This window comes from Burkholderia sp. AU33423 (assembly GCF_002223135.1).
GTDB lineage: Bacteria > Pseudomonadota > Gammaproteobacteria > Burkholderiales > Burkholderiaceae > Burkholderia > Burkholderia lata_D.
Genome location: NZ_NKFH01000007.1, coordinates 1,023,915 through 1,041,280 on the forward strand (window position 1 = coordinate 1,023,915; position 17,366 = coordinate 1,041,280).

Annotated in this window: 15 protein-coding genes; 12 read left to right on the plus strand and 3 right to left on the minus strand. The window is 67.0% G+C overall.

The genetic code is table 11. The features are described 5' to 3' along the window. Window positions 1-467: 467 nt before the first annotated feature. The 12 genes from CFB50_RS23230 to CFB50_RS23285 all read left to right on the plus strand — a co-directional run bounded on the left by CFB50_RS23230 (window position 468) and on the right by CFB50_RS23285 (window position 13,863). On the plus strand, window positions 468-2,645 hold the full coding sequence (locus CFB50_RS23230) for a FimV/HubP family polar landmark protein (RefSeq protein WP_089447395.1): 2,178 nt from the start codon (window positions 468-470) through the stop codon (window positions 2,643-2,645). Next, window positions 2,645-3,457: a tRNA pseudouridine(38-40) synthase TruA gene (gene truA / locus CFB50_RS23235; RefSeq protein ID WP_039358302.1), complete on the plus strand. Its 813-nt coding sequence runs from the start codon at window positions 2,645-2,647 to the stop codon at window positions 3,455-3,457. Before CFB50_RS23230 ends, truA begins: the two co-directional genes overlap by 1 nt. Next, window positions 3,454-4,155 (plus strand): phosphoribosylanthranilate isomerase, encoded by a 702-nt coding sequence (locus CFB50_RS23240; protein ID WP_069251149.1) that lies wholly within the window; start codon window positions 3,454-3,456, stop codon window positions 4,153-4,155. Before truA ends, CFB50_RS23240 begins: the two co-directional genes overlap by 4 nt. Window positions 4,156-4,210: 55 nt before the next feature. Next, the gene (gene trpB, locus CFB50_RS23245) at window positions 4,211-5,404 is read left to right on the plus strand and encodes a tryptophan synthase subunit beta (RefSeq protein ID WP_089442928.1); all 1,194 of its coding nucleotides are present in this window, start codon (window positions 4,211-4,213) and stop codon (window positions 5,402-5,404) included. 9 nt (window positions 5,405-5,413) lie between these two features. After that, on the plus strand, window positions 5,414-6,265 hold the full coding sequence (locus CFB50_RS23250) for a DNA-methyltransferase (protein WP_089447396.1): 852 nt from the start codon (window positions 5,414-5,416) through the stop codon (window positions 6,263-6,265). Window positions 6,266-6,306: 41 nt separating this feature from the next. Beyond that, window positions 6,307-7,122, plus strand: a complete 816-nt coding sequence (gene trpA / locus CFB50_RS23255; RefSeq protein ID WP_089442926.1) for a tryptophan synthase subunit alpha — start codon at window positions 6,307-6,309, stop codon at window positions 7,120-7,122. Between the two features lie 64 nt (window positions 7,123-7,186). Beyond that, window positions 7,187-8,059 (plus strand): acetyl-CoA carboxylase, carboxyltransferase subunit beta, encoded by an 873-nt coding sequence (accD, locus tag CFB50_RS23260; RefSeq protein WP_069251153.1) that lies wholly within the window; start codon window positions 7,187-7,189, stop codon window positions 8,057-8,059. Between the two features lie 100 nt (window positions 8,060-8,159). Beyond that, the gene (gene folC / locus CFB50_RS23265) at window positions 8,160-9,470 is read left to right on the plus strand and encodes a bifunctional tetrahydrofolate synthase/dihydrofolate synthase (protein ID WP_089447397.1); all 1,311 of its coding nucleotides are present in this window, start codon (window positions 8,160-8,162) and stop codon (window positions 9,468-9,470) included. A gap of 29 nt (window positions 9,471-9,499) precedes the next feature. Continuing rightward, entirely contained in the window at window positions 9,500-10,342 is an 843-nt protein-coding gene (locus CFB50_RS23270; RefSeq protein ID WP_089447398.1) for an SPOR domain-containing protein, read from the plus strand. A gap of 6 nt (window positions 10,343-10,348) precedes the next feature. After that, a complete protein-coding gene (locus CFB50_RS23275; RefSeq protein ID WP_069251156.1) occupies window positions 10,349-10,843 on the plus strand; it encodes a CvpA family protein in 495 nt (164 codons plus the stop codon). Between the two features lie 51 nt (window positions 10,844-10,894). After that, on the plus strand, window positions 10,895-12,427 hold the full coding sequence (gene purF / locus CFB50_RS23280; RefSeq protein WP_069251157.1) for an amidophosphoribosyltransferase: 1,533 nt from the start codon (window positions 10,895-10,897) through the stop codon (window positions 12,425-12,427). Between the two features lie 245 nt (window positions 12,428-12,672). Beyond that, entirely contained in the window at window positions 12,673-13,863 is a 1,191-nt protein-coding gene (locus CFB50_RS23285; RefSeq protein WP_069251158.1) for an O-succinylhomoserine sulfhydrylase, read from the plus strand. A 118-nt stretch (window positions 13,864-13,981) separates the two neighbouring features. Here the strand turns inward: CFB50_RS23285 and CFB50_RS23290 are convergent, their stop codons facing one another. From CFB50_RS23290 to CFB50_RS23300, 3 genes are read right to left on the minus strand one after another with little or no spacing between them, the layout of a single operon-like run. Continuing rightward, window positions 13,982-14,953: an NAD-dependent epimerase/dehydratase family protein gene (locus tag CFB50_RS23290; protein WP_089447399.1), complete on the minus strand. Its 972-nt coding sequence runs from the start codon at window positions 14,951-14,953 to the stop codon at window positions 13,982-13,984. Continuing rightward, window positions 14,940-15,986 carry a GDP-mannose 4,6-dehydratase gene (gene gmd / locus CFB50_RS23295; protein WP_069251160.1) on the minus strand — a complete coding sequence of 349 codons (1,047 nt, stop codon included), beginning with the start codon at window positions 15,984-15,986 and terminating at the stop codon, window positions 14,940-14,942. The genes CFB50_RS23290 and gmd overlap by 14 nt, the downstream gene beginning before the upstream one ends. 35 nt (window positions 15,987-16,021) lie before the next feature. Beyond that, the gene (locus CFB50_RS23300; protein WP_089447400.1) at window positions 16,022-17,086 is read right to left on the minus strand and encodes an acyltransferase family protein; all 1,065 of its coding nucleotides are present in this window, start codon (window positions 17,084-17,086) and stop codon (window positions 16,022-16,024) included. Window positions 17,087-17,366 lie beyond the last annotated feature (280 nt).

Sequence of the window (17,366 nt, forward strand, 5' to 3'; positions counted from 1 at the left end):
ATTTTGATTGGCGCTTGTTAATCCATTAACGGCGGGCAGCGCGAATTATTGAGCAAACGTACCCGATTTCCCGGTCGTAGTCCTGTGTCGGGCCCCGGGTTGTGCGAACCGCACCGTTGAGTGAGCAAAGGCACGTGGGATGCGTTCGGCAGGCGATGCGGCCGGACGATTTTTCATCCGAGAGAGGCGCGCTTCCGGTCGATCGCGGGCGCGGGTCGCAGCGTGCGCAACCGGACATCCACGCGGCCCGATCGCGGGACGCGCCGACGCGTGCACGCGATCGGTTGCACCTGTCGGCGATGAATTCGGCCCGAACCTGATCACGTGAAGTAAACTACGCGGTTACGACGCACAGAGCCTCCGAAAGCGTCGCGTTCGACGCGACGCTTTTGCATTTCTGCGGCAACTTTATTGACGCCTTCAACCGCGAATCCGAGCCGCGCCCGCGCGCGGCGATAGAGCCAACGATGTCCCGAATTTCCTTGTTTCCGCGTCAGTCCCGTCTGTCGCGCGCCGTGCGTGGCGCGCTGGCGATCCTGGCGCTCGGCGCAACCGCATCGGCCTGGGCGGCCGGCACCGGCGAACTGCCGGCGTCCGCTGCCGACGGCGCAGTGCCGCTTACCGTGACGGTCCAGCCGGGCCAGTCGCTGAACGACATCGCGAAAGCGGCCACGCAGTCGCGCGATCCCGGGGTGCTCGCGCGCGCCGGCCGCGCGCTGTTCGACGCCAATCCGCAGGCGTTCATGAAGCACGACGCGAGCCGCCTGAAAGTCGGCGCGACGCTGACCGTGCCGGCGCTCGACGCGACAGGCGCGGCACTCGTGCCGGCCGGTGCATCCGCTGCATCCGCAGCGTCCGGTGCAGCAGCAGCGTCCGCACCCGCCGCCGCATCGGGCGGCACGGCAGTCGCGCAGCATGGTGCGTCCGCACCGCATCCGGGGTCGACCGTGCAATCCGCGCCGGTGGCGCCGGCCGCGCATGCGGCGCCTGTCAGCGGGGCGAGCGTCGCGACGGCCGCCGGCGCGTCGGCATCGGTCGGTGCTTCGGCTGCCCACGGCGCATCGGCTGTCGAAAGCATGCAGCCGGCGGCACCCGTTGCCGGGGCAAGCGGTCCGCATGTATGGAGCGGCACGATCCAGTCGGTGCCGTCGTCCGCGAGCGGTGCCGTGATCCCGTCTGCGTCGGGCAGCCAGGTTCCGGGCATGAACGAACCGGCTGGCGCGGCACCGGTCACAGGCGCGTCGCAGCCGCGGCCGTCGAGCCTGCAGCAACTGCTGGCGCTGAAGAACCGCGTGCTGATGGAATTGCAGAAGCACGGTATCGGCAAGCCGGCCACGACGAACGAGGTCAAGCCGGCTCCGGTGCCGGCACCTGTCGCGCCGCGTCCGGCCGCGAACGATGCAGGCGCGTCCGCAGCCGCGTCGACGACAGGCGAAGCGGCGTCCGGCGTTGCTGCCAGCGCGGTGCAGCCGGCATCGGTATCGGCGCCCGCGCAACCGGTCGCGCCAGTGGTGGCGCCTGCACGCAGCAACGAGCAGATCGACTGGCGTCCGGCCGCGGTGGCTGGTGCGGCCGTGATCGTCCTCGCGGCAGGGTTCGCGTGGCGCAAGCGCAGGAAGAGCCGACGCACCGACGATGCGGGTATAGACACAGTGGCTACCGCTACGGCAGCGGGCGGTGTCGCGACTGCGGCTGCCGCTGCGCAAGCCGAAGCCGCGCCTGCTGTCGAACCTGACTTGCCGATTCGGCCCGAGATGCCGGTCGCGCGTGATGCCGCTTCCGACCTGAGCCTTGCTGCGGCGACTGCCGCAGCGGCGGAGCCGGTCGAGACGCCGGATACGGACGTATCGCCGGCGCCGGACGTGGCAACGGCGCATGTCGAGCAGCCCGAATTGCCGACCGCGCACGCGGCGGTGCAGCCTGCGAGCGAGACGGCTCCGGTTTCGCACGATGCCGAGCCGATCGAAAAGGTCGCAGCCGAAAAGCCGGCCGAAACGTCGTCAGAGACGCCAATCGAGACGTCGGTGGAGGCACGGGGAGCGATGCCGGTCGAGACGCCGGCCGCACCCGCGGCCACCGAAGCGCAGCACGCGGCGCTGATGCAGAACGCGATCAGCGCGCTCAGCAGCCTCGACATGCCGCTGCCGCCGCGCACGCCGGACGAGTCGTCGCTGGGGGCGGATGAGCCGGCAGCGCAAGCAGGGCAGTCCGACACCGATAAAATCGCAACTAACGGTCAAGCCGCCCAGCCCCTCCCGATTGGCGCGATCGATCCAGCCCGGGAACATCCGGCCGACCAGGACGACGAGTTCGATTGGGATCCGGACGCAGCGACGCCGGCGAGCCAGGCGGGCAGCCCGTTCGCGACGTCGTCGCTGCCGCCGCTTGGCGGCGCGCAGTTCGGCGCGCTGAAGCTCGATTTCGATCTCGACCTGCCGGCCGCACCGGGCGCCGCGTTGCCGGCGCTGACGCCGGACGAGCTTGCCCGCATCGCGCGCAACAAGCTCGATCTCGCGTCGGAGTACGTCGAGCTGGGCGACCTGTCCGGTGCGCGGACGCTGCTGCAGGAAGTGGTCGACGCGAACGACGCCGCGACGCGCGACGATGCGCGCGCGCTGCTCGCGAAACTGGCGGACGAGGCGTGATGCGGATCGCGCTCGGCATTCAGTACGACGGCGCGGCGTTCTGCGGCTGGCAGGCGCAGCCGCACGGCAAGACCGTGCAGGATCGGCTCGAGCACGCACTGGCCGAGTTCGCGCGTGTGCCGCTGCATACGACGGTGGCCGGGCGGACCGACACGGGTGTGCACGGGCTCGGGCAGGTCGTGCACTTCGATACCGACCTCGATCGCGAGGTTTTCTCGTGGGTGCGCGGCACCAACGCGTTCCTGCCGCCGACCGTGGCGGTGCAATGGGCGAAGCCGATGCCGGACACGTTCCACGCGCGCTTCTCGGCGTTCGAGCGCACCTATTACTACACGCTGTACGTGCATCCCGTGCGCTCGCCGATGCTGGCGGGGCGCGCGGGCTGGATCCATACGCCGCTCGACGACGACGCGATGCGCGCCGCCGCCGCGCACCTGATCGGCGAGCATGACTTCTCGTCATTCCGGTCGTCGGAATGCCAGTCGAAGACGCCGGTCAAACACCTGTATCAGATCGACGTGCGGCGCGTGGGCCATTTCATCCATTTCCGCTTCCGCGCCAACGCGTTCCTGCACCACATGGTGCGCAACCTGATGGGCTGCCTCGTCGCGGTCGGTCGCGGCCGCTATCCGGCCGACTGGCTCGCCGACGTGCTGGCCGGGCGCGACCGCAAGCTTGCAGCGCCCACGTTCATGGCCGACGGGCTGTACCTCGCCCACGTCGGCTACCCGGCGGAATTCGCCGTCCCGCCCGCGCAGCTCGGCAGTGTGCCGTGGAGCAGCGTCTGGGCCGATCTGGACCCGCAATCATGACGGATCACGCCGTGTCTCCCTCGATTCCCGCCGCGGCCGGCCTGCCGCCGCGCACCCGCATCAAGCTGTGCGGGCTGTCGCGTCCGGAGGACGTGCTGCACGCGGCGGCGCTCGGCGCCGATGCGATCGGCCTCGTGTTCTATCCGAAGAGCCCGCGCGCGGTGTCGATCGCGCAGGCGGCGGAGCTGGCGCGCCTCGCGCCGCCGTTCGTGTCGGTGGTCGGGTTGTTCGTGAACGCGACCGAGGCCGAGATCGAGGCCGTCGTGCGCGACGTGCCGCTTACGCTGCTGCAGTTCCATGGCGACGAGACGCCCGAGCAGTGCGACGCACTTGGCCGCGCGGCACGCCTGCCGTGGTTGCGCGCGGTGCGCGTGGGCCCCTCGACGCAATCGGCCGATTTGGTAGAATCGGGGCTTCATTATTCGAAAGCGCGCGGCCTCCTGTTCGACACCCTGGTGCCGGATTACGGTGGTAGCGGCAAGGTCTTCGATTGGTCTCTTATTCCCGCAGAGCTCGCGCATCGGGCCGTTTTGAGTGGTGGCTTGAGCGCGCAAAACGTCGGTGATGCGATTCGCCAGTTGCGCCCGTTTGCTGTCGATGTCTCGAGTGGCATCGAAGTGGAGGGCGCGAAGGGCGTGAAGGATCACGCCCGGATGGCGGCGTTCGTACGCGCGGTGCGCGAAGCGGACGCCGGGTGATGCAAGCCGGTGTGGCTCCGAAAGCGGGGCGCGCCGACCGATCGAGAGAGACACCATGTACAACCTTCCTGATGATCGCGGCCATTTCGGCCCGTATGGCGGCACGTTTGTCGCCGAGACGCTGATTCACGCGCTGGACGAACTGCGCGCGGCATATGAAAAATTCCAGAACGATCCCGATTTCGTCGCCGAATTCGAGCGCGAGCTGAAGCATTTCGTCGGCCGCCCGTCGCCGATCTATCACGCGCAGCGCTGGAGCGAGACGCTCGGCGGCGCACAGATCTACCTGAAGCGCGAAGACCTGAACCACACCGGCGCGCACAAGATCAACAACGTGATCGGCCAGGCGCTGCTCGCGAAGCGCATGGGCAAGAAGCGCGTGATCGCCGAGACGGGCGCCGGCCAGCACGGCGTCGCGACCGCGACGATCTGCGCGCGCTTCGGGATGGAGTGCGTCGTCTACATGGGTTCGGAAGACGTGCGCCGCCAGGCCGCGAACGTCTACCGGATGAAGCTGCTCGGCGCGACGGTCGTGCCGGTCGAATCGGGTTCGCGCACGCTGAAGGACGCGCTGAACGAAGCGATGCGCGACTGGGTCACGAACATCGAGAGCACGTTCTACATCATCGGCACGGTCGCGGGCCCGCACCCGTACCCGATGATGGTGCGCGACTTCCAGCGCGTGATCGGCGACGAGTGCAAGGTGCAGATGCCCGAGCTCGCAGGCCGGCAGCCTGACGCGGTGATCGCCTGCGTGGGCGGCGGCTCGAACGCGATGGGCATCTTCTACCCGTACATCGACGACACCTCGGTGCAGCTGATCGGCGTCGAAGCCGCCGGCGACGGCCTCGACACGGGCCATCACGCGGCGTCGCTGATCGCCGGCAGCCCGGGCGTGCTGCACGGCAACCGTACCTACCTGCTGCAGGACGACAACGGCCAGATCATCGAGACGCATTCGGTGTCGGCGGGCCTCGACTATCCGGGCGTCGGCCCCGAGCACGCGTGGCTGAAGGACAGCGGGCGGGCGCAGTACGTCGGCATCACCGACGAGGAAGCGCTGAAGGCATTCCACGACTGTTGCCGGATCGAGGGGATCATTCCCGCGCTCGAGTCGAGCCACGCGATCGCGTATGGCGTGAAGCTCGCGCCGACGTTGCCGAAGGACAAGATCCTGCTCGTCAACCTGTCGGGCCGTGGCGACAAGGACATGCACACGGTCGCCGAGCGATCGGGCATCGAGCTCTGACCCCGACCGATGCGTGACCTGATCGAAGAACCGGGCGGCGGTGCCGCGAGCGAGGCGGGGGCGGTTCAGCCCGCCGCTGCCGTGCCGCGCGCGCTGCCGTCCGGTATCGAACTGCATAACCGCGATTTCCTGACTCATGCCGCGCACCTGCCGGACGCGTCGATCGACCTGATCGTCGCCGATCCGCCGTACGGGCTCGGCAAGGACTACGGCAACGACTCGGACAAGCGTTCGGGCGACGACTTTCTCGCGTGGACGCGCGAGTGGCTCGAGCTCGCGATTCCGAAGCTGAAGCCGAGCGGGTCGATGTACATCTTCTGCACGTGGCAGTACGCGCCGGAAATCTTCAGCTTCCTGAAGACGCAGCTCACGATGGTCAACGAGATCATCTGGGACCGACGCGTGCCGAGCATGGGCGGCACGACGCGCCGTTTCACGTCGGTGCACGACAACATCGGCTTTTTCGCGGTTTCCAGAGCGTATTACTTCGATCTCGATCCGGTCCGCATCCCGTACGACGCCGACACGAAGAAGGCCCGCTCGCGCAAGCTGTTCGAAGGCAGCAAGTGGCTGGAGATGGGCTACAACCCGAAGGACGTCTGGTCGGTCTCGCGCCTGCATCGGCAGCACGCGGAGCGCGTCGATCATCCGACCCAGAAGCCGCTGGAAATCATCGAGCGGATGGTGCTCGCAAGCTGCCCGCCCGGCGGCCGCGTGCTCGATCCGTTTATGGGCAGCGGCACGACCGCGGTGGCCTGCGCACGGCAGGGGCGCGACTTCGTCGGCTACGAGATCAACGAAAGCTATTGTGCGATCGCGCACGAGCGTGTGAACGCGCTCGCTGTGCCGGCGTGCGCGTGAATCGCGCCGCCGCATCGCCGAACGCATCCAGGAAAATTGCCATGTCCCGTATTCAGCAGACCTTCGCCGCGCTCGCCGAACAAGGCCGTAAGGGCCTGATCCCGTTCATCACGGCCGGCGACCCCGATCCCGCGAAAACCGTCGAATTCATGCACGCGCTCGCCGAAGGCGGCGCGGACGTGATCGAACTCGGCGTGCCGTTCTCGGACCCGATGGCCGACGGCCCCGTGATCCAGCGCTCGTCGGAACGCGCGCTCGCGCGCGGCGTCACGCTCAAGAGCGTGCTCGCCGACGTGAAGCGCTTTCGCGAAACGGACCCCAAAACCCCCGTCGTGCTGATGGGCTATGCGAACCCGATCGAGCGGATGGGCGTCGACGCGTTCGCGGCCGAAGCACAGGCGGCCGGGGTCGACGGCGTGCTCGTCGTCGACTATCCGCCGGAAGAGGCGGGCGTGTTCGCCGAGAAAATGCGCGCCGCGCAGATCGATCCGATCTTCCTGCTCGCGCCCACGTCGACCGACGAACGCATCGCCGACGTCGGCAAGATCGCGAGCGGCTACGTGTATTACGTGTCGCTCAAGGGCGTGACCGGCGCAGGAAATCTGGATGTTTCGAGCATTGCGGGTAAAATCCCGGCCATCAAGTCGCGCGTGCCGGTTCCGGTCGGCGTCGGCTTCGGTATCCGCGACGCCGAAACGGCGCGCGCGGTGGCCGAGGTGTCGGACGCGGTCGTGATCGGCAGCCGCCTCGTGCAGCTGCTCGAAAGCGCTGCGCCGGAGGGTGCCGCCGCCGCGCTGAAGACGTTCATCGCCGAGCTGCGCGCCGCCCTGGACGGCGCGGGCAAGGCGGCGCGATAAACACAACACAGGAAGCGGGAACGGGCCGGTTGGCCCGCCCCGCCACGGAACAGGAAACCATACGATGAGCTGGCTCGACAAACTGTTGCCGCCGAAGATCAAGCAGACCGACCCGAAAAGCCGCAAGGGCATTCCGGAAGGCCTGTGGGTCAAGTGCCCGTCCTGCGAGGCCGTTCTCTATCGCAACGACGTGGACGCGAACCTGCACGTGTGCCCGAAATGCGATCACCACATGCGCATCGGTGCGCGTGAGCGCCTCGACGGGCTGCTCGATCCGGAAGGCCGTTACGAGATCGGCCAGGAAATCGTGCCGGTCGACACGCTGAAGTTCAAGGACAGCCGCAAGTACCCCGATCGTCTGAAGGAAGCGATGGACGATACGGGCGAAACCGACGCGATGGTCGTGATGGGCGGTGCGATCCACACGCTGCCGGTGGTCGCGGCCTGCTTCGAGTTCTCGTTCATGGGCGGCTCGATGGGCTCGGTGGTCGGCGAGCGCTTTGTACGCGGCGCGCAGAACGCGCTGGAACAGCAAGTGCCGTTCATCTGCTTCACCGCTTCGGGCGGTGCGCGGATGCAGGAAAGCCTGCTGTCGCTGATGCAGATGGCGAAAACCACCGCGATGCTGACCAAGCTGGCCGAAGCCAAGCTGCCGTTCATCTCGGTGCTGACCGACCCGACGATGGGTGGCGTGTCGGCAAGCTTCGCCTTCCTCGGCGACGTCGTGATCGCCGAACCGAAGGCGCTGATCGGCTTCGCCGGCCCGCGCGTGATCGAGCAGACGGTCCGCGAGAAGCTGCCGGAAGGCTTCCAGCGCGCCGAATTCCTGCTGAAGACGGGCGCGATCGACATGATCGTCGACCGCCGCAAGCTGCGCGACGAGATCGCGCAGCTGCTCGCGCTGCTGCAGCGGCAACCGGCCGACGCGCTGGCCTGACCGGCGCGAGGTTGTGAACACTGCGCGTCGCCTGGCTTCAGCGTCAGGCGGCGCGCTTCGTTTTTTGGCGTAGTGGCGGTCCCGATCCAGATTTGAACCGATGAGCACTTTTCCCACTCTCGACGCGTGGCTTTCGCATCTCGAACGCGCGCACCCGGTCGGCATCGACATGGGCCTGACCCGCATCGGGCAGGTCAAGGCGGCGCTGCAGCTCGAATTCGCGTGCCCGGTGATCACCGTCGGCGGCACGAACGGCAAGGGCTCGACCTGCGCGTTCCTCGAGACGATCCTCGTGCGCGCCGGCTACAAGGTCGGCTGCCACACGTCGCCGCACCTGCTCGAATTCAACGAGCGCGCGCGCGTGAACGGGCAGAACGTCACCGATGACGAGCTGCTGCCGCACTTCGAGGCCGTCGAAGCCGCGCGCACGTCGCTGCCCGAGCCCGTGTCGCTCACGTATTTCGAATTCACGACGCTCGCGATCATGCACCTGTTCGCATCGCGCGGGCTCGACGCGGTGATCCTCGAAGTCGGGCTCGGCGGCCGCCTCGATGCGGTCAACATCATCGATACCGATTGCGCGATCGTCACGAGCATCGACATCGACCACACCGAATACCTCGGCGATACGCGCGAGAAGATCGCGTTCGAGAAGGCCGGGATCTTCCGCTCAGGCAAGCCGGCGATCTGCGGCGATCCGGCCGCGCCGCAAACGCTGATCGACCACGCCGAAGCGATCGGCGCCGACCTGTGGCTCGTCGGCCGCGATTTCCGCTACGAGGCGCAGGCAGGCGCGGAGCGCCAGCAGTGGAGCTACCTCGGCCGCGAGAAGCGCTATCCGGCGCTTGCGTACCCGGCGCTGCGCGGCGCGAATCAGCTGATCAATGCCTCGGCCGCGCTCGCCGCGCTCGAAGCGCTGCGTCCGGTGCTGCCGGTGTCGGCGCAGGACATCCGGCTCGGCCTCGCGAACGTCGAACTGCCCGGGCGCTTCCAGGTGCTGCCCGGCAAGCCGGCGATCGTGCTCGACGTCGCGCACAACCCGCATGCCTCGGCCGTGCTCGAGCAGAACCTCGGCAACATGGGGTTCTTCCCGTACACGTACGCGGTGTTCGGCGCGATGCACGACAAGGATATCGACGGCGTGCTGCAGCACCTGAAGGGCGAGATCGACCACTGGTGCGTGACCGACCTGCCGCTGCCGCGCGCGGCCACCGCGGAGCAGCTCGAAGCCGCGCTGCGCAAGGCTGGCGTGGGGGAGGGGCCCGATTCGAGCGTCACGCGTTACACGTCGCCTGCCGAAGCGTTTCGCGATGCACTAAAAAGAGCATCCGAGAATGATAGAATCGTGGTTTTCGGCAGTTTCCATACGGTTGCCGGCGTGCTGGCCTACCGTAAATCGCAGCAACACTGACTGACGGGCAGTTTCGGACTCAGCCATTCATGGGAATTTTCTCGTTCGGCAAAAAAGACGACGACGCGCCCCCGCGGCGCGGCGGTCGCACCGGGACCTCCCGGAACGTGCGCACGGAGCGCACTGAACGCGTCGAGCGACGCTCGCGCCGCACCGAGCGTCCGGAATCGGACGCACTGCTCCTCGATCCGACCCTTCCAGAAAAGCAACGCGCGCGCCGTCGCCTCGTCGGCGCGATCGCGCTCGTCGTCGCCGCCGTGATCGTGCTGCCGATGGTGCTCGACTCGCACCCGAAGCCGGTCACGGACGACATCGCAATCGATATTCCGAACCGGCCAGCGCACCAGGCGGTCGCACCGCGTGACGATGACGCCTCCGACGTACAGGCGGGCGTCGCGCACGACGAACCGCCGGCTTCCGATGTGGCCGTTGCGGCGGCACCGGCGCCCGCGCCGAAGGATGCCGACAAACCGGCCGCGAAACCCGATACCACGGCCACGGCGAGCGTGACGCCGCCGAAGCCCGCACCGAAACCGGCTGCCCCCGTGGCGAAGCCGGCCGCGCCGAAGCCCGCACCCGCGCCCGCGGCCGTCGCGCATACCGACGCCGCCAGCCCGGACAGCAGCGACGCTTCGTCGCCGTCGTCGCCGGCCGGTGCGCGTTTCGCGGTGCAGCTCGGTTCGTTCAAGGACGACGCGACGGCCCGTTCGTGGGCCACCAAATTGAAATCGGCGGGTGTGCCCGCATATGTCGAGCATCGCAAGCAGGCAGACGGCAGCACGGCTACACTGTTGCGTGCGGGCCCGTTCGCGGATCGTGCGGCGGCGTCCGCCGCGATCGCGAAGGTGCGCGAAGCCGGTCTGACGCAGTAACGCGCGATGCTGACGGCTTTCGACTACGCTGTATTGGCGGTGATCGCGTTGTCTGCGCTGCGTGGCGCGTGGCGCGGCTTCGTGTCCGAGATTTTCGGGCTGATCGGCTGGATCGCGGCGATCGTGATCGCGGGCCGCTACGTCGGACTGGTCGTGCCGTATATCCCGGCGAACTGGCCGGGTGGTGCGCTGACGCAGTGGGTGATCGCCTTCGCGTTGGTCGTGATCGGCGTGGTGCTGGTCGCCGGCGTGGCGAACGCGCTGCTGTCGCGGATCGCGCAGGCGAGTGGCCTGGGCGGCGTCGACCGCTCGCTGGGCATGATGTTCGGGCTCGTCCGCGGCTGCGTGCTGGTGGTACTGCTGGTCGCGGCGGCCGGGCTGACCGAACTGCCCAAACAGGAATTCTGGCGCAATGCGCTATTGCGTCCTTTCGCCGAACAGGGCGTGCACGAGCTGAAGCAGCTCCTGCCCGACGGCATGGCCCAGTACGTACGCGTGTGACGACGCGGCCGGGCAGGACGTATCCGATTTTGTCATTCTGAAGGACATGCCATGTGCGGCATCGTAGGCGTTATCTCCCAATCCCCGGTCAACCAGCTGATCTATGACAGCCTGCTGCTGCTGCAGCATCGCGGTCAGGACGCGGCGGGCATCGCGACGGCGGACGGCAGCAATTTCCACATGTACAAGGCGAACGGCATGGTGCGCGACGTGTTCCGCACGCGCAACATGCGCAGCCTGCCCGGCACCTACGGCATCGGCCAGGTGCGCTACCCGACCGCCGGCTCGGCGTCGAGCGAAGCCGAGGCGCAACCGTTCTACGTGAACGCGCCGTTCGGGATCATCCTCGCGCACAACGGCAACCTGACGAACTGGCAGCAACTGAAGGACGAGATGTTCCGGATCGACCGCCGGCACATCAACACCAACTCCGACAGCGAAGTGCTGCTCAACGTGTTCGCACACGAGCTGCAACTGTCGACCACGGGCCTCGAGCTCGATCCGGCCTCGGTGTTCAAGGCCGTCTCGGGCGTGCATCGCCGCCTGCAGGGCTCGTACGCGATCGTGTCGCTGATCGCCGGCTACGGCCTGCTCGCATTCCGCGACCCGTTCGGCATCCGTCCGCTGTGCATCGGCAAGCTCGAAACCGAGCACGGCACCGAATGGATGGTTGCATCGGAGTCGGTGGCGGTCGAAGGCATCGGTTTCGAATTCGTGCGTGACCTGGAGCCGGGCGAAGCGATCTTCATCGACAAGGCCGGCAACTTCCACAGCCAACAGTGCGCGGAGAACCCGACGCTGAATCCGTGCATGTTCGAATACGTGTATCTGGCCCGTCCGGATTCGTGCCTCGACGGCGTGCCGGTCTACAACGTGCGCCTGCGCATGGGCGACTATCTCGCCGAGAAGATCAAGCGCGAGCTGCCGAACGTGCCGATCGACGTCGTGATGCCGATTCCCGATTCGTCGCGCCCGGCTGCGATGCAGGTCGCCGCGAAGCTCGGCGTCGAGTACCGCGAAGGCTTCTTCAAGAACCGCTACGTCGGCCGTACCTTCATCATGCCGGGCCAGGCCGTGCGCAAGAAGTCGGTGCGCCAGAAGCTCAATGCGATGAGCATCGAGTTCAAGGATAAAAACGTGCTGATCGTCGACGATTCGATCGTGCGCGGCACGACCTCGCATGAAATCGTGCAGATGGCGCGCGATGCGGGCGCGAAGTCGGTGATCTTCGCGTCGGCGGCGCCGCCCGTGAAGTTCCCGAACGTGTACGGCATCGACATGCCGACGCGTGGCGAGCTCGTCGCGCATGGCCGCACCGACGAGGAAGTCGCGAAGATCATCGGCGCCGACCACCTGATCTATCAGGACGTCGACGATCTGCGCCGCGCGGTGCGCGACATCAACCCGAAGCTCGAGCGCTTCGAAGCGTCGTGCTTCGACGGCAACTACATCACCGGCGCCGTGACGCCCGAGTATCTCGATGCGATCGAGCGCGCGCGCCTCACGCCGGCATCGCAGGCCGATCGCGACACGGCGGGCGACACCGAACGCTCGCAGATGAACCTGCAGTTGTCGGTCGAGTGACACCGGCGCACGCTTTTGACGAAGCGTGATAGGATGTGGCCTTGCGTCGATTTGATATCAGCTTGCGGACGCGGGGCGACTTCCCAAAACAGCTAAAGCGAAGGCCGGTGGCAACCGGCCCGAGTCGATCGCTGTCGTACCGCACCGAAGCCCGCTGATGCCGACGCATAGCGGGCTTTTTGTTTTGCCCTGGTTTTGACTGGGTTCGCGCCACCCGCGCGACCATCGAATACGGAAAACGGAACATGGACGACTCCCTCAACTTCGACACGCTTGCCGTGCGCGCGGGCACGCTGCGCAGCGACTTCAACGAGCACTCGGAAGCGCTGTTCCTCACGTCGAGCTTTTGCTTCCAGAGCGCGGCCGATGCGGCCCAGCGCTTCGCGAATTCGGAAGACTACTTCACCTATTCGCGCTTCACGAACCCGACCGTCACCATGTTCCAGGAGCGTCTCGCGGCGCTCGAGGGCGGCGAGGCCTGCATCGCGACGGCGTCGGGGATGGCCGCGATCATGTCGGTCGTGATGGCCGCGCTGCAGGCCGGCGACCATCTCGTCAGCTCGCGCAGCCTGTTCGGCTCGACGCTCGGGATGTTCTCGCAGATCTTCAGCAAGTTCGGCATCACGACGACCTTCGTCGACCCGACCGACTTGAACGCGTGGAAGGAAGCCGTGCGTCCGGAAACGAAGATGTTCTTCCTCGAGACACCGTCGAACCCGCTGACCGAACTCGCCGACATCGAGGCGATCGGCAAGATCGCGAAGGCGTCGAACGCGCTGTTCGTCGTCGACAACTGTTTCTGCAGCCCGGTGCTGCAGCAGCCGCTGAAGCTCGGCGCGGACGTCGTGATGCACTCGGCGACGAAATTCCTCGACGGCCAGGGCCGCGTGCTCGGCGGCGCGCTGGTCGGCACGAAGGAATTCATCATGGGCAAGGTGTTCCCGTTCGTGCGCAGCGCGGGTCCGACGCTGTCGGCGTTCAACGCGTGGGTGCTGCTGAAGGGGATGGAAACGCTGTCGCTGCGCGTCGAGAAGCAATCGGCGAACGCGCTGGAGATCGCACGCTGGCTCGATTCGCATCCGGCCGTCGCGCGCGTGTTTCACCCGGGCCTCGAATCGCACCCGCAGCACGAACTCGCGAAGCGTCAGCAGAAGGCGGGCGGCGCGATCCTGTCGTTCGAGCTGAAGGGCGACACGCCCGAGCAGCAGCGCGCGAATGCATGGCGCGTGATCGACAACACGAAGCTGATCTCGATCACCGGCAACCTCGGCGACACGCGCACGACGATCACCCATCCGGCGACGACCACGCACGCCCGCATCACGCCGGAAGCGCGTGCGGCAGCGGGGATCAGCGAAGGGTTGATCCGCTTGTCGGTCGGCCTGGAGGATGCGGGCGATCTGCGCAAGGATCTCGCACGCGGGCTGGAAGGCTGAACGCGGCACGTCACGCATGTCGTGACGTGATTGACGTGATTTGACGTGGTACATGGACGAAGGGCCGGTCGCTTGCGCGACCGGCCCTTCGTTTTGGTGTCGATGCAAATCGCCCGGCTTACCCGGCGGGATTCCCGCCCGCATGCGCGTCGTTGCGCATCGCCTCCACCATCCATCGCAGCGTTTCGTCGAGCGGCGTGACGGGCAGCTCGCCCACCGCGCGCCGCAGCTTGTCCCGCGACCCGCTCAGGCTTTTCACTTCGTTGTGCCGCACGAAACGCGGATCGATCGTCACGTCGATCACGTAACCGGCGATGCGTGACAGCATCGCCAGTACTTCCTTCAGCGAATACGCGCGCTCGGAGCAGACGTTGAACGTCTCGCCGGCCGGCGCGGCCTCGACCAGCTTCAGGTACGCGGCCGTCACGTCGCGCACGTCGGAGAAATCGCGGCTCACGTCGAGATTGCCGAGCGAGATGCGCGGTGCGCTGCGCGCGTAGTGCGCGACGAGCTTCGGCAGCAGATACGCATCGCTCTGGCCGACCCCCGTGTAGTTGAATGGCCGCGCGATCACGATCGGCAGCCGGTCGGCCCACAGCTTCGCCGCGTATTCCATCGCGAGCTTGCTGACTGCGTAGTCGTTCGCCGGGGCCGGGGCGACCGTTTCGTCGAGCACGCCGGCCGTCGAATTGCCGTAGATGTTCGCGCTGCTGGCGAGCAGCACGGCCGACGGGCGGCGGTCGAGGCCCGCGAGCGCGGCCAGCAGGTTGCGCGTGCCGACGATGTTGACCGCGTAAGTCTGCGACGGCTCGTCCTGCGCGACGTGCGCGCGGGCGGCGAGATGCACGACCGCATCGGGCCGCGCGTCGGCGGCAGCTGCGCGCATCGCATCCGCATCGAGCAGGTCGACGGGCAGCAGCGTGCAGTGCGCGAAGGCCGGATCGTCGGGCCGTGCCGTGCCGGGCGCGACCGTGCCCCAGACCTCATAGCCGGCCGCCTGCAGGCGTTCGGCCATGTAGCGGCCGGTGAAGCCCGTCAGGCCGGTGACGAATGCACGGCGCGACGGGCGTCCGGCTTCAGAACGTGTCATGGTGTTGATTCCGCGTCAAATCCGCTTCGACCATCATCTGGCAAAGTTGTTCGAGCGTCGTCTTCGGTTCCCAGCCGAGTTTGCTTTTCGCCTTGTCGGCGCAGCCGATCAGCAGGTCGACCTCGGCAGGGCGATAGAACTTCGGATTCACTTCCACGAGCACATTGCCGGTCGCCGCGTCGAGGCCGCGTTCCTGCTCGCCCTTGCCGGTCCATTCGATCTGGTAACCGGCCGCCGCGAACGCCATCCGCACGAAGTCGCGCACGGTTTCGGTGCGGTTGGTTGCCAGCACATAGGTATCGGGCTCGTCGGCCTGCAGCATGCGCCACATGCCTTCGACGTACTCGAGCGCAAAGCCCCAGTCGCGCTTCGCGTCGAGGTTGCCGAGCTCGAGGCGGGTCGCCTTGCCGAGCTTGATCTTCGCGATGGTGTCGGTGATCTTGCGCGTGACGAACTCGCGGCCGCGCAGCGGCGACTCGTGGTTGAACAGGATGCCGCTGCTGCCGAACAGGCCGTACGACTCGCGGTAGTTCACCGTCATCCAGTGCGCGTACAGCTTCGCGACGCCATACGGGCTGCGCGGATAGAACGAGGTCGCTTCCGTCTGCGGAATCGACTGCACCTTGCCGAACATCTCGGAGGTCGACGCCTGGTAGAAGCGCGTCTTCGGGCTCACGACGCGGATCGCCTCGAGCAGGTTCAGCGGACCCAGGCCCGTCACTTCGGCGGTCGTCGCCGGCTGGTCGAACGACACGCCGACGAAGCTCTGCGCGGCGAGGTTGTACAGCTCGTCGGGCTGCGTGCGCTCGAGCAGGCGCAGGCTCGAGCCGGCGTCGGTCAGGTCGTGCTCGACGAGCGTGAGGTTCGGGTGCGTGTCGACGCCGAGCTCGGCGATGCGCCAGAAATTCACCGAGCTGGTGCGGCGGTAGGTACCGGTGACCTCGTAGCCCTTGTCGAGCAGCAGCTTGGTCAGGTAGGCGCCGTCTTGCCCCGAGATCCCGGTGATGATGGCCTTCTTGCGAGTTTGGCTCATGACGTTGTCCTGGTAGAAACGATGGATGATGAAATTCAGGCGGTCGTGCCGGCGGCGGCCGGCAGCGCGCGGCGTGCGGGGCCGCGCGTCAGGCGCCGTTCGAAGCCGTACCAGCTCAGCGTCGCGTACGCGAGCGTGATCGCGAGGGCCAGCGCGGCCGTGACGAAGCGGTTCAGGTGCAGCGGCCACAGCGCGTACAGCACGCTGAGGTGGATCAGGTACACGGTGTAGCTGACGGTGCCGACGTAGACGAGCATCGGGTTCGTCAGCACGCGCTGCACGAGGCCGCGGCCGCGCAGGGCGATCACGACGATCGACGTGCACAGCAGCAGCGAGATGCTGTAGAGCGCCGCATTCGACAGCGGCGTGTTCGCGGCGCGGAAGCGCGGGAACGACAGGTGCAGCCAGCCGAGGATCGCGAGCGACACGAGTGCGCCGACGATCGCGAGCGGATAGAACGGCTCGAGTGCGCGCCGGTCGCGGCGCAGCACGATCGCGAGCAGCGCACCCGCGGCGAGCAGGTCCATCCGGAACGGCGTCAGGTAGTAGATCGGCCAGAACGAGTCGAACCACGGCGTCGCAATCGCGCGCAGCACCGGGGCCGCGACGATCAGCGCGGCGGCGACCCACAGCAGCGCGCGTTCCGAGCACCACAGCACGACGAACGGCCAGAAGATATAAAACTGCTCCTCGACCGCGAGCGACCAAAGCACGTTCAGGCTGTCATGGCCGATGCTGCCGAGCGACAGCCCGATGTTGGTCGAGAAGAACGCGAACCACGGCCAGTGCGGCAGCCAGCCCGCGCCGAACAGGATCGTCGACGCCACCAGCAGCAGCACGTACGGCGGCAGGATGCGACGCACGCGGCGTGCGTAGAAGTGGCTGAAGTACGACTGCCCGCGCGCCTTGCGATCGAGCAGGATGCCGGTGATCAGCAGCCCGCTCAGCACGAAGAACAGGTCGACGCCCATCCAGAGCGGCGCCTTCAGCGCGTGCTGCAGGAACACGGCGCCCACCGCGATCGCGCGCAGCCCGTCGAGCTGCACGATGCGGCCGTGTTGCGGCGGGGTGAGGTCCGTCGGTCGCGAGATGCCCGTCATCGCGCCGCTCCTTCGCGACGCGCGACGTGAGCCGGGGCGTGTCGCACATCCGATGCGTAAACGTGAACGTAATGCATGCCATTAAATGAAATATCGAATCGAAATCGATTCTAGGGAAAAGAAATCGGCAAAAAAACGCGCGTCATTTATCTGGCGACAAATATTCAAATGCCGATTATTTCTGTCGCGGGGTGAAAGGTCGGCGCCCGGACGGCCCCGTCAGGCGGTGGAAAGCGGCATTTTCTACAGGACGGAAAACGAAAGGCGGTCGTTATTGCCG